General features: G+C 33.9%; 15 protein-coding genes. All 15 read right to left on the reverse strand.

The genetic code is table 11. The features are described from left to right. Positions 1–78 precede the first annotated feature (78 nt). Entirely contained in the window at positions 79–756 is a 678-nt protein-coding gene (locus MKY27_RS16920; protein WP_339196505.1) for an ABC transporter ATP-binding protein, read from the reverse strand. Then, a complete protein-coding gene (locus MKY27_RS16925; RefSeq protein WP_339196506.1) occupies positions 757–1,869 on the reverse strand; it encodes an ABC transporter permease in 1,113 nt (370 codons plus the stop codon). 785 nt (positions 1,870–2,654) lie between these two features. Next, positions 2,655–2,918, reverse strand: a complete 264-nt coding sequence (locus MKY27_RS16930) for a hypothetical protein (RefSeq protein ID WP_339196509.1) — start codon at positions 2,916–2,918, stop codon at positions 2,655–2,657. Positions 2,919–3,336: 418 nt separating this feature from the next. Further along, positions 3,337–9,186, reverse strand: coding sequence for a hypothetical protein (locus MKY27_RS16935; RefSeq protein ID WP_339196512.1), 5,850 nt, complete (start codon positions 9,184–9,186; stop codon positions 3,337–3,339). Between the two features lie 25 nt (positions 9,187–9,211). Then, positions 9,212–10,774: a Tn7-like element transposition protein TnsE gene (locus MKY27_RS16940; protein WP_339196515.1), complete on the reverse strand. Its 1,563-nt coding sequence runs from the start codon at positions 10,772–10,774 to the stop codon at positions 9,212–9,214. Beyond that, entirely contained in the window at positions 10,746–12,638 is a 1,893-nt protein-coding gene (locus MKY27_RS16945; protein WP_339196517.1) for a TnsD family transposase, read from the reverse strand. The genes MKY27_RS16940 and MKY27_RS16945 overlap by 29 nt, the downstream gene beginning before the upstream one ends. Before the next feature lie 11 nt (positions 12,639–12,649). Further along, positions 12,650–14,218 (reverse strand): ATP-binding protein, encoded by a 1,569-nt coding sequence (locus MKY27_RS16950; RefSeq protein ID WP_339196520.1) that lies wholly within the window; start codon positions 14,216–14,218, stop codon positions 12,650–12,652. Beyond that, positions 14,211–16,346 carry a Mu transposase C-terminal domain-containing protein gene (locus MKY27_RS16955; protein ID WP_339196523.1) on the reverse strand — a complete coding sequence of 712 codons (2,136 nt, stop codon included), beginning with the start codon at positions 16,344–16,346 and terminating at the stop codon, positions 14,211–14,213. The genes MKY27_RS16950 and MKY27_RS16955 overlap by 8 nt, the downstream gene beginning before the upstream one ends. After that, on the reverse strand, positions 16,346–17,155 hold the full coding sequence (locus MKY27_RS16960; RefSeq protein WP_339196525.1) for a TnsA endonuclease N-terminal domain-containing protein: 810 nt from the start codon (positions 17,153–17,155) through the stop codon (positions 16,346–16,348). The genes MKY27_RS16955 and MKY27_RS16960 overlap by 1 nt, the downstream gene beginning before the upstream one ends. 22 nt (positions 17,156–17,177) lie before the next feature. Next, entirely contained in the window at positions 17,178–18,389 is a 1,212-nt protein-coding gene (locus tag MKY27_RS16965; RefSeq protein WP_339196527.1) for a hypothetical protein, read from the reverse strand. A 169-nt stretch (positions 18,390–18,558) separates the two neighbouring features. Further along, positions 18,559–20,358 (reverse strand): glutamine--fructose-6-phosphate transaminase (isomerizing), encoded by a 1,800-nt coding sequence (gene glmS, locus MKY27_RS16970; protein ID WP_339174312.1) that lies wholly within the window; start codon positions 20,356–20,358, stop codon positions 18,559–18,561. Positions 20,359–21,060: 702 nt separating this feature from the next. Continuing rightward, on the reverse strand, positions 21,061–21,585 hold the full coding sequence (locus MKY27_RS16975; protein ID WP_339174314.1) for a type 1 glutamine amidotransferase domain-containing protein: 525 nt from the start codon (positions 21,583–21,585) through the stop codon (positions 21,061–21,063). 416 nt (positions 21,586–22,001) lie between these two features. Continuing rightward, positions 22,002–23,354, reverse strand: a complete 1,353-nt coding sequence (gene glmM, locus MKY27_RS16980) for a phosphoglucosamine mutase (protein WP_339196529.1) — start codon at positions 23,352–23,354, stop codon at positions 22,002–22,004. Positions 23,355–23,437: 83 nt separating this feature from the next. Continuing rightward, positions 23,438–24,454 (reverse strand): CdaR family protein, encoded by a 1,017-nt coding sequence (locus tag MKY27_RS16985; protein WP_339196531.1) that lies wholly within the window; start codon positions 24,452–24,454, stop codon positions 23,438–23,440. Beyond that, positions 24,447–25,283, reverse strand: coding sequence for a diadenylate cyclase CdaA (gene cdaA, locus MKY27_RS16990; protein ID WP_339174321.1), 837 nt, complete (start codon positions 25,281–25,283; stop codon positions 24,447–24,449). The genes MKY27_RS16985 and cdaA overlap by 8 nt, the downstream gene beginning before the upstream one ends. Between the last annotated feature and the right edge of the window lie 133 nt (positions 25,284–25,416).

A 25,416-nucleotide genomic window follows, 5' to 3' on the forward strand; every position in this document is an offset into this window, starting at 1 on the left:
AAGGGAATTTATGAAAATAAAAAAACCGTATTTAAAGTATGAGCTTACTTTAAATACGGTAAATATAATTTAATTTGACTATGCTTCCAAAGTTAAAATTCCGTCTTCCATACGATAAACTTTATCGCAGAACTCCAGCATACGTTCATCATGGGTTACCATAATTGCTGCTTTGTTACGTTCTTTAACTTCTTTTCGGATTTGCTTTACAACTTCAAATGCGCGCTTAGAATCTAAGCTTGCTGTTGGTTCATCCGCTAAAATGATGTTTGAATTATTCACGAACGCACGAGCAATCGCAACACGTTGACGTTCCCCACCAGATAATTCATTCGGGAATTTGTTGAACTTATCGCCTAATCCTAATTCCGTTAATAATGTTTTTGCAAATTTTGTATCTTCAGCTGTAACTTTACCTTTCATTTTACGTACAAGCAACAACTGATCTAACACTGTTAAATAAGGAATTAAGTTCGATGTTTGTAAAATGAAACCGACATCTGTTAAGCGAAAAGCCGATAAATCTTTTTCCTTCATCTTGCCGATATCTGTCCCGTTAACAAGTACTTCGCCTGTCGATGGCTGAAGTAATGCTCCCGCAATCGATAAAAGTGTACTTTTCCCTGAACCTGATGGACCGATAATCGCGATGAAATCACCCGGGTTTACTGTAAGGGATACATTTTTTAATGCATCTACTGTAGAAGACCCTTCTTTGAATGTTTTCGTTACATTTTTCAGTACTAAACCTGGCATTTATTCCACTCTCCCAATCGCTGTTAAAGGATCAATTTTTGTCACTTGGCGGGCTGAAATAACAGAACCTAAAACAGAAACAATTAATAACACAATGGCATATAAAATAACCATTTTAAAGTCTAAGCTAAACGGCATTCCCTCTGGAAAAACAAGAGCAGTCAAGTACGTTAATACAATGCCGGCAATGATGCTGATTAGTGATAACACGAATACTTGAGAAATAATTGATTTTTTAATAAAGCTGTCTGATGCACCAATTGCTTTCATAACACCAAACTGTTGTGTTTTTTGTAAAATGAATACATAGAAGAATACTGCAATAATTACAGCTGAAATAATGAATAGGAAGGCAAGCATCATATAGATTGTGCCGCTTTCTTCTTTATAACCTGGCATACCCATTACAGCTTCAGATTTTGTAAATGTATCAATTTCAGCATAGTTGTCCTCGATTTTTTCAGCGTCAATGTCTGTACCTTGTAATGCGATCATTGCTACTGGGCTCTCTAGGCCATTATCTGATCCTGGTGCTGCAAATGCATAGCTTTGCCAAACGTCTACGTTTACAAATACACTTGGTAAATGGTTGAATGTTTCACCTTTTGTAATACCGACTACTGTTAATTCGATGCTTGAGCTTGTTACCTCAATTTTATCGCCGATTTCATAGCCTTTTTCCTGTAATGACTCATCGATGATTACACCCATTTTGTCTTCAGCAGATAACTGGTTACCTGAAGCAACTTTTGGCTCGATAAACTTCCCTGGTTCGATTCCAAGGAATGCTACGTCCACTTTATCTTTCGCATCCGGTGACTTCACGATAACAGTAGATTGTCCAAATTTAGCAGCCTCTTTTACACCAAATTGTCCTTCCACATCATCGGCAATCGTACCTGGTACCTTTGTTTTCATCATTGTTGCTTCAGAGCCTTCCTCATAAATAAAAAGATCTCCGTCGATATTTTTCATTGTGGCTGCAGCTAATGATGATAAGCCATTACCTAATCCTGATAAAATAAATACAAGCCATGCGATAAGCATAATAATTGCGCCAATCATCATGAAACGTTTTTTAGCGTGTTTCATTTCTTTAATTGCTAAAAACATTATAAATCCTCCTTAGTTTTTATATGAACCGATTCTTCAATTGTTCTAATTACTAGAAAACTGATCACCTCTAAATAAATTATCCTACTTTCAAAAACTATAGTTCAATATCAATTTACAGTTATTAAAAATTGGATAAATATAATTTTCTTCCATTTCCGTTCTCTAGTATAGACCTTTATTATGAACTTTATATAAACTATTTAATATTTTATATAAATATTTTCCGGCAAATTACTCGTTATAGTAAAATAAAAAACCGTTTGCTTATTTAAAAGCGATGTAGCTTTGAAATAAAGTTTGAGCAAAACACCTCGTAAATCCCTATTTTACGATTAATAAGAAGAAGTCATTTAGAAAAAAGATTGTTCAAAATGGATTCTTCGTTTGTTTTTATAAGTTTGGTTTTTATAAAAAAGTTTGATTATTTTCTTATTCTAAAAACGCGCCTTATAATGGAATAACTGAGTAGCTTCTATTAGCTTGTTTTGTTGAAAATCGTTATTAAACTAAATAAGCTCTAGTTAGTTGAATATCAACAAAATGATGAAGCACTGGAAAAAGCAGTGAAAACAAACGCTACTTATCGAAAAACACGACTACCATTGTGTTATCGTTCAGTAGTAAAAAAAGTTAACCTAGTTAGGAATTCTACAAGATAATAATCAACTTTCGAAAAGGTTAGATTCGAATACCTAGTAGACCCACAATATAAGATAAATTAAAACATCCATTTTGAATCTTTGTTCAAAATGGATGTTTTAGATTATTGTAGAGTTTTAGTTTTACGCTCTTTTGGCTCTTATAGACAAGAATATTCCTAAAATAAATAGAACAACAAATAGTGGCGCGATAGCTGAATATTCATTGTTTGTTAAAGTTAGAATAGAAATCACTAACATTACTAAGGTAAAAAATAAATTCCCTAATAATTCTCGCTTTTTTTTCGGAGTAGTATCTCCTGTAAGTTTTTCCTTAAATATTAGAATTAAACCTAATACAACTCCAATAATAATTAAAGTTATCCAAACAACATACAATAAATCCACACAAAATGCCCCCTTAGTAAATAAACAACTGACACAAAGGGAGGACCTTTTATGTCATGTTTAACTATGAATTAAATATGACAACGTTATATATACCCGCCTCTAACATTTGATCATAACTTCTTGTATCTCCACCAAAGCGTGTGTACTGATAATAAAGTTGTTTAATTTTAATCTTATAAATGCACTAACCACCTATCTGTGAATATGAAAGGTGGTATTAAAGTTGTTTAAAAAATCATTTTATTCCTTTGGTTTAAGCTTAAAACAAATAATAAAGTTGTTTATTTTTTGTTTAATTATTAACTTATTTGCTTTTACTTTTTTATAATATCTAAAGCCTTTTAATTTTTTACTTTAGTTCTCCTCAGATAACAAATGGCGTTGTGTATTAAGTAACTAATTAATACACTTACTTTTAATGAGAGTCATATACCCTTACTACCTGATAGACTTCTCCTTTAAGTTTTTTATATAATTTATCAAATATATCCGGTCTCATTACCAATTCACAACCTGATAATCTAAATGTTTCTTCACTTAGATCTGTTCCAATTAAGTCATAATCCCAACTTCTATAAGCTACCGCAACTTCATTATTATGATCTAGCAAATCTAATTTACTTGGAAAATCTGCCGCCGTTAAATTTAATTCTTTTATTATTGAATCATCTAATTTCAATAAGTGGTATTCTCCAAAATCATTATAAATCTTTTTGTATCTAACTAAATGAAGTAACGATTGTCCTGAAGAATTGATATCAGATGACTCATCAATATACCACCAATCTAAATCTTCTTCTTTCTTAAATGGGGATTTAATATAACTAATTTCAGCAAAATCAGTACTTACAAGACCACTATAAAACTTATTTTGACTTATCATGTTTGCAGAGTAGCCTTCTTCTAAAATCACTTCATTTTGAATACTAGCAATCTTAATCCAGCCTTCAAATCCATCTAGATTTGACTTTTGAGGAGAATATTTTTCTAATACTTTATTCGTATTTTCTGGATAGCGAACTTTGCTATAATTCATTGAAATTGGAATCTTTAAATCACTAATCATATACGTCAATACTAATGGGTGTACATTACCAAAATTCGATACTTCTCTATTTAAAACTTGTTTATAAATTTCGTTTTCTATCCCCCAATAATGTACTTTGGGTAATATACGCTCTCTTGTACTTCTAAAAGCATTATACATACTTCGCATCTCTTCTAAATAAGCTTCATTACTATCAAATATACTCTTAAAAGTATTACAAGTTTTCTCCACTAAGTTTGGTAAATATTTTTCTATATTTATAGCTGCTTGATTTCTGTCTAAAGACAAGATGCTCTTATCATAATAAGTTTCAACCAATAACTCATTAGCTAATTTATTATCTTCATTTTCAGGATTAATTCCGAGAGCAAAATGAGCTAACTGTTTTATACTGAAATAATCCGATGTTAATAAAAATTGGATCCATTCACTACTCAAAATTTTCTCAGGAATTTCCTTCTCTAACAAGAGACATAAAATTACCTCAAATGTTGATTCATATATATCTGTTTTCACAAACTCGTTTAAAGCATTTAAAAATTCATCTTCATAGTTAAAGTAATTATATTGCATTCCCCATAAGGCCCATGTTCTTCTTTTTAATTCTGGATGTGTGAATCTGGATAATACTAGTTCAATAATACTTTCTAAACTATTCGTTCTGACCCCTATATCTTCACAATCTATAAACGGTCCAGAGAATTTTCGCTCAGTTTTTAAACGTAATGCAATTACCTCAAACGCTTCAGCCCAAAGTTCTTTAGCTAAATCAATATTTAATTTCACAAATAAATTTATAAGATTGGACGTTACCCCAAAAGAAGGTATCTCACTATATGTATTGAGTACAAGTTCATTTTGAAGAATACTCTCAACATATTCAGGATATTCACTATAGTAACTTTCTATTTTTGGAATTATTTCTTTCCCACCAAAATAACTCCATCCGTTTTCATATACTCTTGTAAATTGTAGAATTGATAAATATACTGCAGGCTCAGTTATGTTATGCCTTTCTAAACCTTCTATTAAATTATTAAATATATAACATAACTCTTTATTATAGAGTCTAAGTTTTTTGGCTAATAGCTCGATAACTTTATTAATCTCTTCGTGTTTTCCATGATTTGAATAATCAACCATTTTATAACCTAATGAATTAATAAATTTTTCGGTACATAGTTCATCATAATTTAATCTTTTAATATATAAAATTAATTCCATGAAAGAGGCCTCGGAAAGGTAGTACTCTACCATCTCATTAGTTCCCTTTTTAATTAAATCCTCTTCACCTTTAACCTCTCTTGTATCGACAAAGGACCCTTTACCCTCAAATTCATTCAATAAGTTTAAAGTTTTATCTTCAAAGTTATTTTCATAAATTCTAGCTTTTACAAGACTATAAAGACTATTAGCTTTTTCTATATTTGTCTCTTTAATTAACTTAATAGCTTCAATCAAATTTTTCACTAATTCGTGACTTAAAGGAACACTAGTTGAAAAAACTGAAATGATATAAGCATCTGCAGGGATTACACCATAACTCTTAATCATTACTTCTTCTAGTGCTTCTTCTAGTTTCCAATTAATTTTTCCCCAGTTAGATTTTAAAGATTGAGACAATATTCTAGTGGCCAGATTAAAATCCAAACGTAATAAATATTTAAACCAATCATTGTGAACATACCTTACTTCTTTTTGATCCGTATGATTTAAAATATTATTTAATAATGGTAACAACTTAAATAACCCGTGTTTTATCCATTCATCATCAATTCCAATAAAATATTCCGTACTATAAAGCAACTCATAAATAGTAATATCTTTATGGAAGCCATAAGAAGATAAGTATCTACAAACCCTGTTCCAACTAGAAAATGCAGCTTCTTTGTTCCCCACTTCATTCATAATAATTGAATAATACATTTCGTGTTCTGCTTGAATTTCAAAATATTCGCCACTTCTACTTGCTTTATGAGTAAGTCTCTCTATAGCATCAACAATTGCTGGCTTTGCAACATCTACATTAGTCAATGAATAAAGTAATTCAATCAATTTGGAGGAAATTAGTGGACCACCAGCACTCCCCATTAAATATGTAGTCGTTTTCTTAGAAATACTCTCTAAAATAAGTAATAATTCTTCCCATCTACTTACACTACATACATATTTAACACTTTTACTAAATGAATCATAAATATAAGGCTCTATACTATACAAATCACAAGCACGGGGTTTTCCTTCAAATGGACCGATAATATTTAATAGCGATTTAAAGGATTTTAAAACTTCATTTTCTCTTTCTAAGTCGGATTTAAAATCATAAAATTCAATTTGTGCCATTTTTATATTAAAAACAAGCCACTTTCTATACCAACCACGACCTGAAACCCTATCTAACTCTGAATCTATTATTTCATTATTTTTTTGGGCTGCATGTATCCTAATAGCTAATATCCACTTATATATATTTTCGGCTCTTGAAATATGACCATTCAAAAATAAATCTATTTCTGATGGGTTTTCTACCTTTACACCTTCTAGAATAGAGATGTCTCCAAACTGTAAGAATAAATCTGTTAGTTTTTCTCTATTCCATTCGGAAGGTAAACTTAGAAGCATTTCTTTTGCCTTAACTCTATCTACTGAAATAAAATATTTTACCAACTCAAATCTAAGTGTATTTTTTAATTCCTCATTCAATTCCATATTAACTAATTCACTAATAAAATCCGCTAAGTCTAAATCTAATAATATACCTATAATTCCCTTAACATACGAACCATTAAATTCTTCATTCAAATTTTTAAACCAATCAATTAATATTGGTCTTTTTTCATTCCAAGATTCTAGCTTTAAAACCCCTCTAAAATATGCTAAAGCTGCCTCTAGATTCTCTTGCTTATCAAGCTCCCTATAAGCTTCACAGTATTCTGCCCATGGAGCTACTTCTCCTTGCTTATCAATTAAATCGCATAGGATAAGTCCGGAATTAATATCTAAAGTAATACGACCATCAAGTATCAATCTCTGCGCTAATAAATCAAATCCATAAAGCAATCCAAATGTTTTTGCATATAAACGAATGTCCATTAATTTTTCTTCATATGCTACGTATAAAGATTTTTTTAATTCATTTATCCTAATCTGCAATCCAAAATCATTCAATTCTTTTGCAGCGTTAGATGCTAGTATTAAATTTCTTTCTATAGCTTTTCTAGGATGACAATAAGATATACTATTAATTATAAATTCGTTATTTACTATACTTTTAATTTCATCTAGTAATTCGCCTTTTCTAAGCATACTTAATAAAAACTCATAGGCTTTAGAATCTAAAAAGAAATCTTTAGTTCTTAACCAATCTATAATGGGTTGAACTAAACTTTTAATTGATCCACCATCATGCTCTAATCTTTCTATAATAAACCTTCTAAAACTTTCATGATAAATTCGAATTCCACCTTGTGCAGATACATTAACGAGTATAGGAGATAATAATTCTAATGCTGGAGATACCAATCTACCATATGGTCCTAAAATCTCTTTTATTTCTAATTCAGTTAAACCAAAATCTACTGAAGATAAAATTTCTCCAACCAAATTAGCCCCAGAGTCTGTTGTTGATTGAAGTAAATATTCGTAATAATTCCTAATATCCCCATCTATTAAAGGTATATTACTTATAAATTCTTCCATATTAATTACTTTTTTATCAACATCTATTAATAAACGCTTTATCAAAAAAGTAACGTATAATGGATTTCCTTCAGTTTTTTTCTTAATCTCTTCATAAAAATCAATATCGGAACCTACTAACGATGTAACCTTATCGTGTAATTGATAATTATTAAATAATTGTTTTATCTCTTCATTTCCCCAATTAGACATTTCATAATAACGAGTATTATCTAACCTCGATAAAGGTTCTAGATGCTTACCAGGTTGTGTTCCTAGTATAATATGAACGTTATCAGGGATCTTTAACATCATTAATTTATCAACTATATCTATTTCATCTCTTGATAAATCTGTTGTAGTATTGAATACTCTAGAAATATGATCTAATCCATCTACGATAATATAGACTTTTTCATTATCGACTGATGCTTGTTCTAAAATATTATTTAATTCGTCCTCATCAGCACTAAATAATGTTTTCTTTGAATATCTCTTTCCATCTTCTGAATTCATCAAATCTGCTATTAGATTTCCGAACATGACATTAGTTGTAATACGTCTTTGTACATCTTGATCCCCCGGTTCTAAATAGCAATAATGTCTAGCAACTAAGTAATCCGTTTTTAGATTTTCGTACAACATCGATAATAACCATGATTTCCCTGAACCTGGTGTTCCAATTAAAACTGTAAATGCTTTATCTATAGATAACTTAAAGTCATCGAGAATGCTTTCTCTGTTTACGTATCTTTTTAAATCTACAATATTTTTCTGAGATACTTTTCCAAAATCCGTTCTTATACCTAACTGGCTAACAATTTCTTTGGGAGTAATAGTTCTACTTTCTGCTCTACAAATATTGGCTAACCTAATAAGCGTTGCTGCCACATCTATTGCGTTTCTATCTTCATTGGGGTACTTACCAATCCCAATATTATCTTCTAATATATTAATAAGATATCTTTCTAATATACCCGGAGATGTTAAATCCAAAGATGCCTTTGGCCAATTCAATTCAATAATAAGAAAATCAAATAGCTCTTGAATATCTCGTCTGTCTATATTTAACTTCGCTATTTCATCCCAAATAGGCTCACTGCCCTCTGGCCACAACTTATCTATTTGTAGTTTGTAGCAGTTAGTAGTCAATACTTCTAAACTTGGTTCACATTCAATTTTCTTTAGAACTGATAATATTTCATCTTCTACTGGATCATCCCATGCTAAACATAACCTGTATTCTTTCTCACCGTCTTTTTTAAATTCTAAATGACTCTTAATAATTTCTACTATACTGATTGTGCCTTTTTCATCTTTTATATCTTTAAGTTCTAATATTCGATTTTGACTATACTTAAATTGTCTTCTAATCGTTTTCCCCCTTATAAAAATCGTTAAATCATCAAGAGAATCCCCTTTAAATAATTTTTTGTCTACCATAATACTTTCATAGTTATGCGTTATTGATTGTGCAAAATAACAAGCTGTTACCAAATCTTGATAAATATATCCTCTATGAGCTGCATTTAAAGCCATATAATTCACCACTATTCAAAGTAATTTATTGAAATGCCTTTTCTAAACGTATTTTCCACTCAAAATAATTTTGGTCGATATGTTTTAATCTTTTAAAATCATATTTGAAAAGTTCTTCTGTCTTCCAATTCCCGCTATTGAATACAAGACTTTTAATAATTGTTAATATGCTTAATTCAATATTAGATTTATCCATAGATGTAAGTATTAATGTTGACAGGTTCCTTTTATCGGGAGTCGCTATTTCAAGTATGTAATATTCCTTATTACTCAGTTTGCACTTTACATGTACTAAACAACAAATTCTTCTTGTTCCATCCGGTAATAACGAAAATTTCCTTCCTAACGGTAAATTAATAAAATTCAAAGCAACTTGATATTTATGAGTATATGTAGACAACAATTGAATCATCTTTATAAACTTCTCTAGACCTTGCCCTCTAGTATTTCTAGTTACTTCCACCGAATTAAATTCAATCGGTTGAATCGTCCCTCCTAAGACTGAATCATCCAAACCTACTATTTGGTGTTGCTCCTTTTGAATACCACCACCTTGACCTTTATTTGAAATATAAATATCACCTTGATTTACATGTTGAGTATCGCCAAATACCTTATGTATAGTCGCAGGATTACCAAAATCAAATTGTGTACCTAATATATTTTCTACTGGCTGATTAGTATCTTGCCTTGAACGTTCATTTGAATCATCATTTAAAATACTTTCAAATCCATCTTTTGATTGTGAATTTCGATATTTTCGATCAGCTGGTGCATAAATTCTTTTCTTAAATGCCTTATGTATAATTTCTATATCATTAAAGTACGTTCCTTCTAAATCAGAACCTAACCACTGTAAAATCAAAAACTTGTTACCATTTTGTAATCCTCGGAAACGAATTTGAGTGTTACTGCTACTAGGGAGCTGCACTTCTAATCTCATATACCTTCCATTTTTTTCCTTAGTTTTGATTAATGTATAAATAGATTCAAAGGAAGTTTTAATCTCGGGACTAAAGTATAACCAGACAAAATACCGTAAAAAATTGTCATCTTTTACAACCGCATTAGGAATCTCATATGCAAGTTCTAAATAAGCTTTGTAATTATTTATATATGATTTTTTAACCAAAAGCTCTAATCCATTAGGTTGTATCATTGAGTTTGTAATAGTTTTATTAATTGCAAATACCGCGCGAATAAATTCAAATTGTGGAAGGAAATATGTATTACCTTCCACCGTATATTCAAAAACATTTTGAAACATCAACTCAGGCATCTTATGCAAGTAATAACCAAACGCCTTACAAGCATCTAAAGAGCTTACAACTTTATATAGATTCAACTGAGGTATGTTTACGTCATAAACAATACCCGTAGTATTAGTATCCATAAGCTGACCATCTTTATAAAATGCACCTACCCGTAACAAAGGTAATGCAGCAATTGGAAAATCTAGCATTTTAATTTGATTATCTACTTCAAAAGCAGCCCTAATTCTCCACTGTTTATCTTTAATTTCAACATTACCAACCCATTTCAAAACTACTTCTTTATCCTTACCAAAAGTCCATGGTCTTAATTTCATTTTGCATTTCCCCTTGCTGATAAAGTTTTATTTCATTTTCTAAAGCTATTTCTACAACATTGCTTAGTTTATTCCTTAATCCTGCTATGCGTCTAACTTTCCAAGTTACTATATTGTTTTCATCTTCCATGTAAAGCTTTCTACATGCCCATTTAATACGACGAATTTGAAATTGCTCGCGTGTTTCTATATGTTTATTGAGATAAACTTTTGTTTGCGGGAGCTTATCTAATAGCTTTTCAAGCAATGATAATTGCCCGATTTTCTTTGCTACTCTACTTTTATTGACGTATACAGGCTTTTCGATGGCGTACAATTTTTGAATTGCTTTCTTCACCAAATGAAGAGTATCTAAATCTCGCTTCTCCCAATCAACTCGTTTATTAACTGCCACTTTCATGGTCGTTCTAGGAGGATTTTCTGTTAACCAACTACGGTTATTACGATAATGCCAAGCATATAAAGCTGAATTGATTTCTCTTAATTGCGTAACGGTATAATCAGAATATATTTCTATTAACTTGAGCCACTCTGCTTCTTTTTGAATACGTAAATCCATAAGAAGCTCTTTATTATTTAGAGATTTATCTTTTGAGTTAGATATATATTTTTTCACCGTTGCATAATCACATTCTAAAACTTGCGCAATACTATACAGACTTAATCCTCTTGTTGCTAATTGGATTAATTTAGCCTGCCATACAGGACCAAAATTCTTTATTCTACCTACTTTCAGGGCATCTAACTTGTCCATATCTGGTCCGCGCCTTGAATAAACAAATCCACAGTCACAGCTAAACGTACCAACAGGCTTTCTAGTATCCGTACAAGTTGTTATAGTAACGTTTGATACAATACGTTGTTTATAATGATCCGCCGCTGGATTTAAACAATAATAGGGTGCCTGTCCAAACGGCTCATATTTCTTACCTATAAACTTTTCTAAATCTTTAAAAGAAACGTTTAAAAACTGTAGTAACAATAGATGCTGCACTGGATGAAATGCCTTACGGTGTTTTCTAACAATGCTTCTTAGCCATGACGTATCGGAATGTTCATCGAAATTGCAATCCATTAATGTTAAAAATTCTTCTCCATAGTAGTGTTTGAACTGCTGCGTAAAATATTGCTGATGCACTTTTCCGAAATGATTAGCATAGTCATTTACTTGCATTAAATATTTATAGATTTGTGTGAAGTCTTGTATTTGTGTGTTTTCTACATAGTGGATTAAATTAATACTTTCATTGGAAAGCTTTTTCAATTGTTGCTCAATCTTTGGTGAAAATACAGTAAGTAAATGTGGTGATGATAACGTTGCTTTTTCAGCTGAAACAAATTCATGTTTATGTGGGTTGCGAAATTCAATAGTTGAATCGTGAAGTAATTCTTGATGTAAGTGGCAATAAAACACTTTCGGCAATTGCTGACTCATGTGCCAATAAGCTTCTCCGTATTGTTCTCTATCTTGCTGTACACAACTAGGACAAAACCGAAGATATTGCCAATTTTTGATTGTGGAAGCAGCGATGCCTAGAAACATATGAATAGCTCCAGGCTTTCCGCCGTTATTAATATGGTTTCTTGCACGACATTTCATTATATCTGATTGAAAAGCTGTGTAGTAATTATACAGTGTATGATTTCTCACCAATTCATTGATATTAGGTGGATTAAAATGTGCGATGTTTCTATAAAAACTCTCTAAATTATTAGGGAAATCTACTACGGCTACTGAACTCATATTTCCGAACAATTCTTTCATTGTTCGCTTTGAGCTTGTGTTGCCGGAGTGATCATGATAGCGTGCAAACCAGCTATACAACAATTCGTCCGGATAAAGATTAGGAAAATAACTAAGCATGGCTTTTCCTCCTACATTGCATATTCATCCAAAGGCGATTTGATATATCCTGCTTCTTTCAATAATTCATAATTCGATTGTTTATTTTTCTTTGCTTGTTCTACTATTTTTACTAATGTGCCTGTACGTTCTTTAGTTACTTTTTGCTTCGGCTTGCTCAATTGTTCCGCTATATTAATTGCTGATTTCATTAGTGACGGTAAATCTTTATTATCTGTTTCATTCAATGCCTTAGTAGTAGCTTTTTGCGCTATCTCTACATCGATTCCTAATGCTATTAAAGAACTCATAATAGTTTCTATATGCGTAAGCCGCTTGTCTTGACGCTTTTGAGCTTGCAGTTCCTTTTTCTTTTGAATAGTTGCTCTTAAATCAATTTTCGACTCTCGCATAACTAAATATTCTTCAATATCCATTGGCATAATATCGGCATATTTCTCTAGTTCAGATGTTCGTCCATCCTTTAGTGCTTTCAACATTGGCTGTACTAGCTTTAAATCGTCCTTTGCTACTTGCTTAATTGCTGCCGGAGTAATCATCTCCGCACCTGTTTCAATAGCTCTACCTTGTGCTAATGCAAACAATTTTACAGCTATATCTACAATGCCTTGGCTCTCTTCGTAAAAGGTTTGATTTAGCTCTTCAGTTAAGCTTGTACGTTTTTGAATCCATTGGTATTCCCATAGACTCTCAATAAGTAAATCCCAATCATCATCTTTCTTCATTTGCTGCCAAACCATATCGCCTTGGCCACTACCTCTACGTGCTTGTCGAAAATCCTGCTGCAACACCGCTTTTGCTCGCATCGTTCCAATTAATATTACAGGTACACCAATTTCATTAATCAACGTCACAAAGAAATTCATCATTTTCTCTGAATTATTATCTCGTGTCGCTAATAAATGTTGGATTTCATCAATAATGATTGCACCAATGCAATGTAAGCGAGCAATTTTCCCCATTTGCGTAACCATGGAGCTGATTGAGTTTCTTCGATTGCCAAACTTCTCATAATAATTTGTACCAAGTAGCGCGTCCATCTTTAAAAAGAAATCTAAGCATAAAGACTTTAATGATCCGTCATGCGGGCAATTTAATTTTAACCACACGACTTGCATTAAATTTAATGGATGTTCATGCAATATCACTTGCGGATAAAGCGATAATACCCGTTCAATCGCCGTTGTTTTACCGATACCCGAAAATCCCATTAACGTCATACTAGATGCTGTGGAACGGATATCTTGAGATCCGTTTAATGCACGATTATAATCTGGTAGCCTAGGATTCCTACTAACATAACCATGGCGTAACAATCTAGAAAATCGTTGTTCCAAATCCAAATGCTGCATAACTGGCTGAAAAAATTTATTAATGCGAGGAATCGCATGATAGCGTATATGTGTTGGTAAATTAGCTTCCTGTACATCGTAAGGCGGATAGTAGCTTAATTTTTCGTACGCTTCTTCGGGTGAAAGAATTGGTGGTAATGCTTCAATTAAAGGATTACCTTTGAAATCAATAATTTCTTGCTCATTGTATATAGCTGGCATAATTCCTTGAAGATTTGGCTCATTCATCTTTATCACCCTTTCTACGTTTTAAAAAATCTCGTACATTAGGTCTTTTAAAGTCTGTTTCAGCAATTGTTTGAGGAAACTCAATAACCTCTGTATCTGCTACTTGCTTTTCAATTATTGGCTTTGCTTCCGCTTTGTGCTGTCTTTCCTTTTCTTCCTTACGGTTATCTCGAATCGCACTAACTTGTTCCAATTTACTTAGCGTCGGATCTTGCTGTTCCTTTTTCGCTTTCTCCGCTTTCTTAATAATCGCTTCCACATCAGCAATATAATCAACATCTTTTTGAAGCTGTTTATGATTTTGTCCTTTTTCTAGCAGTCGCTCTTGTCGTTTCCAATATGTTATTTCATCTATGCTTAAACCTTCATACCTTTTAGATACTTCTAGCATATAGCAAGCTTCAAAAGAACTATCCATATCGTTTAAGACGTAAACATAGCTCATATTTCTAGGGTCATACGCAATTTCAATTTTCCAAGAGCCCTTCATTCGAGCATTTTCAAACCAGCTTTCTTGAATAGCTTTATCACAGCTATAAGATATGCCTTTAAACTGAATCCCTTTATAATTCACAGTAGCCGTACCTCTAGGAAGTAAGTGAAGCTTCACTAAATCCTCAGCGAAGGCTCGTAGCTTTCCGGTACGATTTTTAATGCCCCAATTCCAAAGTTCAAGAGGGATTAGCTGTACATCATCTGCTACTAAATCTCGGTCACGTACATACGTTTTTAAATAATGCTTTGTATTATGTTGTAAAACTTGCTTAATTAAAATTTGCGTAAATTCCTTCAATGTCAGTTTTGCGTCTAATCTATAATCTTTTGCTCCGCGCTCTTGAAAATCTACGTCAATATAACCTGGCAGTAGAGGCTTTACTTTCTTTTGAATTAAATCAAATTGCTTCTCTACTATGCCTTTCCAATCAGCACGATAGGAAGCAGCATTTTCAACATGTAAGTTAAATGCTTTTACCAGTCGTTCAACATTGTATCCTTCAAATTCACCTTTATCTGCTAACAAAATTTCTGGTAAGTGGTGGCTTGGCCAATCCTCTTCACTTATTTCAATGTCATATTGCGCACAATACTTCTTTTTATCAGCAACAACATTGGTCATTGCCATCATTGCCCCTGCCCATGAAGGCCCTTCTAAACCGACATACATGCCGACTACCATTCGGCTAAATACGTCCATTACTAAATACACAACTGGACGCCCTATAATCCAATTTCTATTCACTTCCGAAACTAAATAAACATCTGCGATTGTTGCGTCAATTTGATAACGAGAACCTGGGCCAAATACTTCTGATTGAGATGTATTTAAAACTGCACGATGATCTTTATTAAAACGTTTTTCACCTTTTCTTGCGATTAATACTTCTGGTGCATTATATTCTTTTTGATACCAATATTTAAATTGTGTAATTGTCGGAAGAACATCTTCATCTTTTAAAAGAACCTTTTCAACACCATTTTCAAAATAAATATTCTCTGCATAAAATTCTTTTAGCATAAACTTATATGTTGCAGTTATACTGTTTTGTTTTGAAGTTAAATAATACTTATCAATAGCTAGTCTAAAAATTCTTTTCGTTTCTTCATCAACATTTATTCCTTTTACACCATATACAGATGGTCTACCACGCTTACTTTCTCCTGCCTTTTTCTCTTTTCCTTTTCCACCAGAGTTTTTATAATCCGGAAGCAAAGCATCTATCGTCTTACCTCTTGACCAATATTTATATAAATATTTACGCATAGTTGGATAGGTTACTTGATGCTTTTCCTGTGTTTCTTTTATAAGCTTCGTACGAAAAGACTTTTCATAAATAGTTGGTTCTTCCTTCACGATTTCTTCAATAATTTCCCACGCAGCATCTCGCACTTCATAATGCTTCTTTTCATATTCATCCGATACAATCGCATCATAGGAAGTATCAATTATCTTTCTCCAATCATCGACTATCAAATCACTTATTTCAGAAACCAACTTTTTTTCAGGAAAGGCTTTAGGATTATTAAGTTCTAAAATGTACATAATGATATTGCCAGAATCAATCCAAAGAATTCTATATACTTTTTCTTGTTGGCAGTCTTGTAAAATTTCATTAACATAAAAATTCATTAAGCCCACCTCTTTTTAGAATCAGTTAAAGTCGCCACTATTACATTAGAAACATCTTCATTTAAAGTTATTTTTTCATGCATATTCACTTTTAATAATTTTTTCGCTAAGGCATGTTTAAATAAGCTAATTCCCGTTCCAATTTCAAGATTAAATTTAATATCAAAAGCTTGTAAATTTGCAAGTATAGAGCCAGTAAAAGTGTGCCACTCTCCCATTAGCAACTCTAAATTTTCGTCGTCATTAATAAAATACGCATCGCGTAAAAACTTTAAATTATTTACGAAAATTGTAGGTAACTCTTTTTCAGTGACAATCGCCCAGTCAATACCTTGTTGTGCCCAATAATATCTTTCTATTTCAAATTTTTCGATATTTCTATGATCATTAAGGTCTTTTTCAAATTTAAGAGTACGAGCTTTATAGACAATCAAATTGCCTTCTCTTATAGTTAAAAAGCAATCCGTAGTCATTACTATAGGAGTATTTGTCTTCCTGTCCGTTGGATGATTTATACCTAGTTCGTCCGCTATTTGTAATGTTATTTCTCGATCTAAAGGAAATTGCTCGCGAATATCCACAACATTTTCTGCCCAATCACAAATGCAATGATAGTTAAACTCTAAATCTGATAATAAATGATGTTCTCTTGATGTTTTCCAACCAATAAAATGATGTACTCGACCACTAGAAGGAACATCTTGAATTGTTAGCCAAGGGTTGTAAAAGGCAAGTTCCCCTTGCCCTCTACCTTCCTTGATATACCGAGAGATTTTTGCTTCAGTCCAACCAGTTTGTCGTTTTGGCAATATTATTCCCTCATTTCTTTTATTAGAAGTTTGATGTAGGTTTTTCACTAAAACCTAAATATGAGATTTTCATAATTGATGTAAATAAAACTTCACTAATTATCGATTCTGGCAAATCTTTTATTCTTCCATAGCCTTTTATAGACCAACCTTCTGCTCTTGCTCTTTCACCACGTTTTTCGCAAGAAGTAATAACTGAGTTTTGTGCATGGATTTTATTTATTTCACCAGCTTGGTATCTAGCTGTACTATAAGCAATTGCTTGATAAATAATATTATAAACCTGGGCAACCGAAAAATTCTCAACTAAATACTCAAAAACTTTACTTGTTTTCTCACCAGGACTAAATGAATATCCTACTTTTTTCATTTGATAAAGTAAATATTGTTTACTTTCTTCAAGCGCCACACGTTTCCACATTTCATAGCAAAAATCTTTAGTAAATAAATTCGAATCTGGGTACATTAACCTTTTTATTAAACCTACTTTTTTATAATCGTCTTCAAAATCATTTGCTAAGATATTTAGATCATAATTAACATTAAACATCTGATAGCTAATTTTTTCTTCTTTAATCTCAAAGGCATCTAAATTTGATGTAAATCCATCCACTATAAGAATGTCCCTTTCAATCAAAGTATCTAGAATTTCCTTACTGAATTCATGTGATGGTGACATCCTTTGAATGTTATGTAAGGTTGGTTGAATAGTTTCCATATCTTCTGATAAACTTGACCTTAAAATAACCGCTAGGTAAATTCTATCTTCCAATGTAAGATTATCTTCAAAATGCATATTTTCCATTTTAGAAACAAAGGTTTCCTCAATAATGGCACGTTTTCGTTTCTCTTCTTCAATTTTGATTCTCAATTTTTCGGCTTCTTCAATCGCTCTATTTGCACGGCACTTTCCACAATTACAATTACTTCTTGATTTATGGTTACAATTAATACAATACTTTTGGTTAACACTCAATCTTTCTGACCATGATTTAGATCCCCATGGATAAACTACTTGTCCCTCACAATAATCACACCTTTCTTCAGATTTTACTGGTGGGAAAATTGAATATAATTGGGAAGCAGTAATCTTTATTTTGTAGTCCTTGATTAATTTAGAAACCGTTTCACCATCGTAATATCGATTAATCAGTTGAATTATTTCCTCTTGAGATAAATGTAATAAACGTGGGTTTAATTTCGAGAACTCTAACTTTTCTAAAGCTACAATCACATAATTCACTCCTTACAAATAAAAACATCCGTTCGCTTATATTTATTATAAGCGAACAGATGTTTATCATTCAAATTTTTATACGACTTTTTTATCTTTTAAACAACTTTTTTATCTTTTAAACAACTTTTTTATTCAAATACAAAGCGAACGGTTTTTATATTAAATCCTATTCAACCGTAACTGATTTTGCAAGGTTACGAGGTTTATCAACATCACAACGACGGTGAAGTGCAGCATAGTAGCTGATCAATTGTAATGGTACAACAGATACAAGTGGTGTTAATAGCTCATGTACTGAAGGGATGACTAAACGGTCGCCCTCTTCTTCCATGCCTTCCATTGCAATAATACATGCATTGGCACCGCGCGCTACAACTTCCTTCACGTTACCGCGAATGTTAAGTGCCACACCTTTTTGTGTTGCTAAAGCGAAGACTGGTGTTCCTTCTTCGATTAATGCAATTGTACCGTGTTTTAACTCACCACCGGCAAAACCTTCTGCCTGAATGTATGAGATTTCTTTAAGTTTTAATGCACCTTCCAATGATACACAGAAGTCCATATTACGACCGATAAAGAATGCATTGCGCGCGATTTTTAAATAATCTTCGGCAATCTGCTCCATTTCCTCTTTAGAGTCGATAATTGTCTGGATACCGTTTGCAACGATTGCCAGCTCCTGTTTTAAATCAAAGTCCAGTTCCATTCCTAACTCTTTTGCAACGGCATAGGCAGCTACTGCTAAAACAGCTACTTGCGCCACATACGCTTTTGTAGATGCTACAGCAATTTCCGGTCCGGCATGCAATAGTAATGTGTAATCCGCTTCACGAGAAAGTGTTGAGCCTTGTACGTTCGTTACAGTTAACGCTTTGTAGCCAAGCTCTTTGATTTTTACTAATACTTGACGGCTATCTGCTGTTTCCCCTGATTGTGAAATGAAAATAAATAATGGCTTTTTCGAAAGTAATGGCATATTATAGCCAAACTCGCTTGAAATGTGTACTTCTACTGGGATACCAGCGATTTTCTCGAAATACTGTTTCCCGATCAAGCCGGCATGGTAACTCGTACCTGCCGCAATAATATATAGACGGTCCGCTTCTGCCAATGCTTTTAAAATATCTTTATCAACTGTAACATCTTCGCCCTGTTCATATGCTTGAATGATTTTACGGATAACAGTAGGCTGCTCATCCATTTCTTTTAACATATAGTGAGGGTATGTTCCTTTTTCGATATCTGAAGCATCCAATTGTGCTGTATATGGTGCACGCTCAACAACGCGGCCGTTTAATGTTGTGATTTCAACTTTATCTTTACGAACGATTACAACTTCCTTATCGTGCAATTCGATAAACTGGTCAGTTACTTGCAGCATCGCCATTGCGTCTGAAGCGATCACGTTGAAGTCTTCACCTACACCTACTAATAAAGGTGATTTGTTTTTCGCTACGTAAATCGTTTCCACATCTTCATTATCTAAAAGTGCTAATGCGTAAGAACCGTGTAATAACGATAATGTTTTACGGAATGCTTCTAACGTAGATAAGCCCTCTTTTGCAAATAAATCGATTAACTGTACGATCACTTCTGTATCTGTATCAGAGTTCATCTTAATTCCTTTAAGATAAGCTTTTTGTAATAAATGATAGTTTTCGATAACCCCGTTGTGTACAAGCGTATATCGGCCTGAAGCACTTGTATGAGGGTGGGCATTTAAGCGGTTTGGTACTCCGTGAGTTGCCCAACGTGTATGGCCAATCCCTACAGCTGCTTCCACATCGCCATCTACTGCTTTACGTAAATCTGCAATACGGCCTTTTTCTTTGAATACTGTTACGCCTTCTTCATTGTGTACAGCGATTCCTGCAGAATCATAGCCACGGTACTCTAGTTTCTCTAAACCTTTTAATAAAATCTCTTTAGCGTCCAATACGCCGTTATATCCTACAATTCCACACATAATCCGTTTTCCTCCAATGTAATCGCTACATCGAAGCACATTTCGGCAACACAAAAGTAGACTACGAAATCTGCCTTTTTTCGCCTAGTGCGCTTTAGGAAAGTGAACGCAATGGTGATGTTTGCTCTCGTTTAGCAAAGCTTGCACGCATCGGTAACATTCCTGCTCTTTTTTTAAAAAGGTGATGTAGCTGAATATTATTTTTAATTGTATGCCGTTTCGCTTTTCTGTCCAGAGAATCACTTCTCTGTTTTAAAACGAAAATTACAACCGGGCATGTGCGATCGGGAGGCATCCGCCGAAATTTCGATAAACCTCCACCTCGTCAACTAAGGATTGCGTCCGCTCGATTTCCTTAGTTCTGGCGCTATTATTGTTTTCCGATTTTGTATGCGCGATTTTCTCCCCTTTTGCGCAGCTCAACGATTTTCCTTTTGCTGAGCATTTACATCATACACATAAACAATTTCACCGTCAATCCTACGCTATCACTGAAAGCGCTTCACAGAAAGTTTTTTCTTGAAATAGTGTGGCTGTTCCTAACATGTGCGAATTTCTCACGTAAGAAAAAACATCCCGTTTTGATTGGGAAATAGATTCTGTAACAGCAGTAACGTTGTCATTCCCACTGATTACAAAACTTACTCCACATGACATCAAAACGGGATATGCACTATTTTCTATAGTATGCAAAGAGCTCGATTAAAGCCCCTTTTCTTCTAATAAGTTTACAATTTCTCGGTTAAATGCAGGTAAATCGTCCGGCGTACGGCTCGTTACAAGCTGTTTTTGACAAACGAATACTTCTTCATCATGGAATTTAACCCCTGCATATTCCATATCAACTTTGATTGATTTATAACCTGTTGCATCTCGTCCCTCTAATGACTTCGCTGTAATTAGCAGCTGTGGTCCATGGCAAATTGCAAAGACAGGTTTCTTTTCATCCATAAAATACTTTGCAAATGCTACAACGCGCTCATCATCACGCAGTAAATCCGGTGAGAAACCACCTGGAATAAATAACGCATCATAGTCCTCAGGGCTTGTCTCTGCTACCCCTTTATCAATCTGAACTGTTGCTTCGCCATTTTTACCTGTAACCGATTTATTTCCTTCTTTATCAATCGTTACAATTGTATGCCCTGCAGCTTCTAGAGCCTGTTTCGGACTTGTGAACTCCACATCTTCAAATTTGTCAGTAATTAATGTTGCAATTTTAGCCAATGTAAAACACTCCTTCGTCTTATTAGGATACTTTATTTTGTTTCCCCGAATTCTTGAACATGAAACATAATTCAATAGGTCACGTTCTTTTATTAGAACAGTTTCAGTATTCATTGAAACGGTAAAATTTATAACTGGGTTTAAGCGGTAAAAAGGCATTTAGCGTTGATTATGTGTTTTTTATTAGAAGAGTTGAAGGCGATATTAGAAGTGTTGCATCTGATATTTGAACTTCTCATAAGGATATTTGAAAAGTTATGGTACATATTAGAACATAGGAAGCTTTTATTAGAAAAACAGCTTTTTATTAGAACTCTTTTAGTTATATTTGAACTTCAAACCCGAATATTAGATAATCCATCATAAAAAAATACCGGAAGCAATGTCTCCATCACTTCCGGTACGGTCTATTTGATTTATTCAGCTAAACCCATTTCTGTACGAACTACATCTGCAATGCGTACAACATAGTTTTCGCAAGCCTCTTCAGAAGCTGCTTCCACCATAACACGCACTAGAGGCTCTGTACCTGAAGGGCGAACTAATACACGGCCATTGCCTGCCATTTCCGCTTCTACTTCTGCGATGACAGCGGCAACCTTTTCATTTTGTGTTACAGCATGTTTATCTGTTACACGCACGTTCACTAGCTTTTGCGGGTAAATCGTCATTTCACCTGCAAGCTCAGAAAGTTTTTTGCCTGTTGCTTTCATAATATTCACTAACTGGATACCTGTAAGCAAGCCATCTCCTGTTGTATTGTAATCTAAAAATACGATGTGGCCCGATTGTTCGCCACCTAAGTTATAGTCATTTGCACGCATTTCTTCTACAACATAGCGATCTCCGACTGCTGTTTTAACACTTGTCATTTCATTGTCTTCAAGCGCTTTGTAGAAGCCCATGTTACTCATAACTGTAGATACGATCGTGCCTTTATTTAAGCGGCCTTTTGCATTTAGATATTTTCCGATGATGAACATAATTTGGTCACCGTCAACAATTGTACCGTTCTCATCTACAGCGATTAAGCGGTCTCCATCTCCATCAAATGCTAAACCAACGTCTGCGCCGCGCTCCGCAACAAATGCTGCTAACTTTTCAGGATGTGTTGAACCGACACCTTCATTGATGTTCAGTCCATCCGGAGAAGCACCCATCGTTGAAATATCTGCCTCTAAATCTGCAAATAAATGAGTTGCTAAAGAAGAAGTCGCACCATGCGCACAGTCTAATGCCACATGTAATCCTTCAAAATCTTCTTCAACTGTTTGTTTTAAGTATGAAATATATTTTTGTCCACCTTCAAAGTAGTCTGTCACTGAACCAACAGCAGCACCTACTGGACGTGGTAATGTATCTTCTTCTGCATCAAGAATACGTTCAATCTCTTCTTCTTGTGCGTCTGTTAATTTAAAGCCGTCTGGACCGAAAAATTTAATGCCATTATCTGCAACAGGATTATGAGATGCTGAAATCATAACACCTGCTTCAGCGTTCATGACACGTGTAAGATACGCAACACCTGGTGTACTAATTACACCTAAACGCATAACTTCTGCTCCAATTGAAAGAAGACCTGCAACAAGTGCACCTTCCAACATTTCCCCAGAAATACGTGTATCGCGTCCAATTAATACTTTCGGGCGATCTTTAGCATCCTTAGTCAGCACATAGCCGCCAATACGGCCTAGTTTAAATGCCAACTCTGGTGTTAGTTCACTATTTGCGACACCGCGAACGCCATCTGTTCCGAAATATTTACCCATTTACTTTTTCTCTCCTTCAACGCTTGAAATACCATACGTTTTTAAATTTACCACCTAAAGTGGATTGCTTTGTTTATTGATAGTTAGTTGCCATCTGTACCTTCATTATTAGAATCTGCATCTTTTTCTGCTTCACTATCTTTTCCCTGATCACGAACTGGCTCTCCACTCACAGTTGCGTTTACCTTAAGCTTCTCTTGTGATAACTTGGTAGTCCCTGTTGGAAGCTCAATTTTAAACTCATGGGAACCGGATTTTTTAATTTTTGAAACATCAACGTCTACGACAACTTCTTTTAATGAATCCACTACAGATTTTGAACCATATACCGTTATGTTAGATTTTTCCGGGGATAAACTGTCAATTGTAAGCCCTTCTACTGGTTCCCCAATTTCATTTAACTTAATCGGGACTTCTTTACTATATTCATTAATTTCTACTTTTACATTGACCTTATCCGGATTAATGCTGACATCCAGCTTATTCAGGTCGCGGTCTAGCACCTTTACAGCCGCTTCCTGCTCAAATGTTTTATTTAAATCTTTCTCACCAGAAACCGTCGCCTTTACATAACTTATGCTATCAATAACGCTTTTCGCTCCTGTTACTGCCACTTTTGACGGTTCTGCTGTCATCTCGTTCAGTACGAAGTTTTCGGCTAAAAGGCGGTTATTCATTTCCGGCTCTACGCGAAACTGTTCAGTAACCTTTTCTTCAATTGTTACATTTATTATTCTAGGCTCAATTGATACATCCAGTTTTTCCGAAAAGTTTTCTTGATGTATTGTAACGCTATGTTCACCAATTAACAATGAGTTTAAATCGACAAAAAGTTTGAAATCCTTTTCAAGCTTTGTTTTCATTACGATTCGTTTCGGCCCTGAAATTTTCACATCGACCGTTTCAGGGAGACCTGTAACAAATAAATTATCAGAATCATAATACACTTCCAATGGCACATTTGTGATGACATCTGTTTCATTGGATGTGCTCGAGTCCGTTTCACGTTTTTCTTCTGTTTGAATATACAGGAATAGTGCCACCGCTAAAAATAAAGCGGTTAAACGGAGCATCCATGAGCTATCAAATATTTTATCCATTCTTTTTCCCTCCCCAAGTCCACTTAGATGCTAAGTTAGAATCTTGTTCAGGACCAAACCATAGTTTACGCAGTAATTCTTCAAATTCTGTAATATTGAGATTACGGTGTAAATTACCATTAGCAGTAATACTAATCGCACCTGTTTCTTCGGATACAACAATTGTAATTGCATCTGTTACTTCACTTAACCCAAGTGCTGCCCGGTGACGTGTACCAAGTTCTTTGGAAATAAATGCACTTTCTGACAATGGCAAGTAACATGCCGAAGCGGCTATTTGGTTTTTCTGTATAATTACGGCCCCGTCATGTAACGGTGTATTAGGGATGAAAATATTAATCATTAATTCAGAAGAAATCGCGGCATCCATCTTGATACCTGTTTCCACATATTCATTTAATCCTGTATCTTTTTCAATTGATATAAGTGCTCCAATTCGACGCTTTGCCATATAACTTACAGATTTTTTCATCGCTTCGACTAAGCGTGTCTGCTCATCTTCCTGCTGGTTATTCGTCCGTTGGAAAATCTTTCCTCGTCCGATTTGCTCAAGAGCTCGACGTATTTCCGGCTGGAATATAATAATAATTGCTAAGAAACCCCAATCAATTACTTCTTGCAATAACCAATCAAGGGTGTCTAAACCGAAAACGTAGGTAGCAAATTTTGCTAACACAACAATTAATAACCCTTTCAATAATTGAACGGCTTTCGTTCCTCTAATGAGGGTCAATGCTTTATAAACTACGTACCATACAAGCAGTACGTCCAGTACTTTAAAAATCATATCTACAGCAGCAATGTCTGTAAATTGCTCAATTATTTGCATGTGGCATCCCCCACCTTTACTTGCTATTCCATCTTGGTTTTAGTATAGCACAATTCTGTCAGTGATTAACTTTCCTAACAGAAAAAAGTCTACCCGAAAGAGTAGACTTTTCTTTCTATTCTAGAACGGATTT

The organism is Solibacillus sp. FSL R5-0449 (assembly GCF_037975215.1).
Taxonomy (GTDB): Bacteria; Bacillota; Bacilli; order Bacillales_A; family Planococcaceae; genus Solibacillus.

Bases quoted from the DNA above. Each gene is read 5' to 3' on its own strand.
- MKY27_RS16985 (WP_339196531.1), bottom strand. From the start codon at position 24,454: ATGGATAAAATATTTGATAGCTCATGGATGCTCCGTTTAACCGCTTTA.
- MKY27_RS16940 (WP_339196515.1), bottom strand. From the start codon at position 10,774: ATGAAATTAAGACCATGGACTTTTGGTAAGGATAAAGAAGTAGTTTTG.
- MKY27_RS16920 (WP_339196505.1), bottom strand. From the start codon at position 756: ATGCCAGGTTTAGTACTGAAAAATGTAACGAAAACATTCAAAGAAGGG.
- glmM (WP_339196529.1), bottom strand. From the start codon at position 23,354: ATGGGTAAATATTTCGGAACAGATGGCGTTCGCGGTGTCGCAAATAGT.
- MKY27_RS16935 (WP_339196512.1), bottom strand. From the start codon at position 9,186: ATGGCTTTAAATGCAGCTCATAGAGGATATATTTATCAAGATTTGGTA.
- MKY27_RS16955 (WP_339196523.1), bottom strand. From the start codon at position 16,346: ATGAATTTTTATGTTAATGAAATTTTACAAGACTGCCAACAAGAAAAA.
- MKY27_RS16945 (WP_339196517.1), bottom strand. From the start codon at position 12,638: ATGCTTAGTTATTTTCCTAATCTTTATCCGGACGAATTGTTGTATAGC.
- MKY27_RS16925 (WP_339196506.1), bottom strand. From the start codon at position 1,869: ATGTTTTTAGCAATTAAAGAAATGAAACACGCTAAAAAACGTTTCATG.
- cdaA (WP_339174321.1), bottom strand. From the start codon at position 25,283: ATGCAAATAATTGAGCAATTTACAGACATTGCTGCTGTAGATATGATT.
- MKY27_RS16950 (WP_339196520.1), bottom strand. From the start codon at position 14,218: ATGAATGAGCCAAATCTTCAAGGAATTATGCCAGCTATATACAATGAG.
- glmS (WP_339174312.1), bottom strand. From the start codon at position 20,358: ATGTGTGGAATTGTAGGATATAACGGCGTATTGGACGCTAAAGAGATT.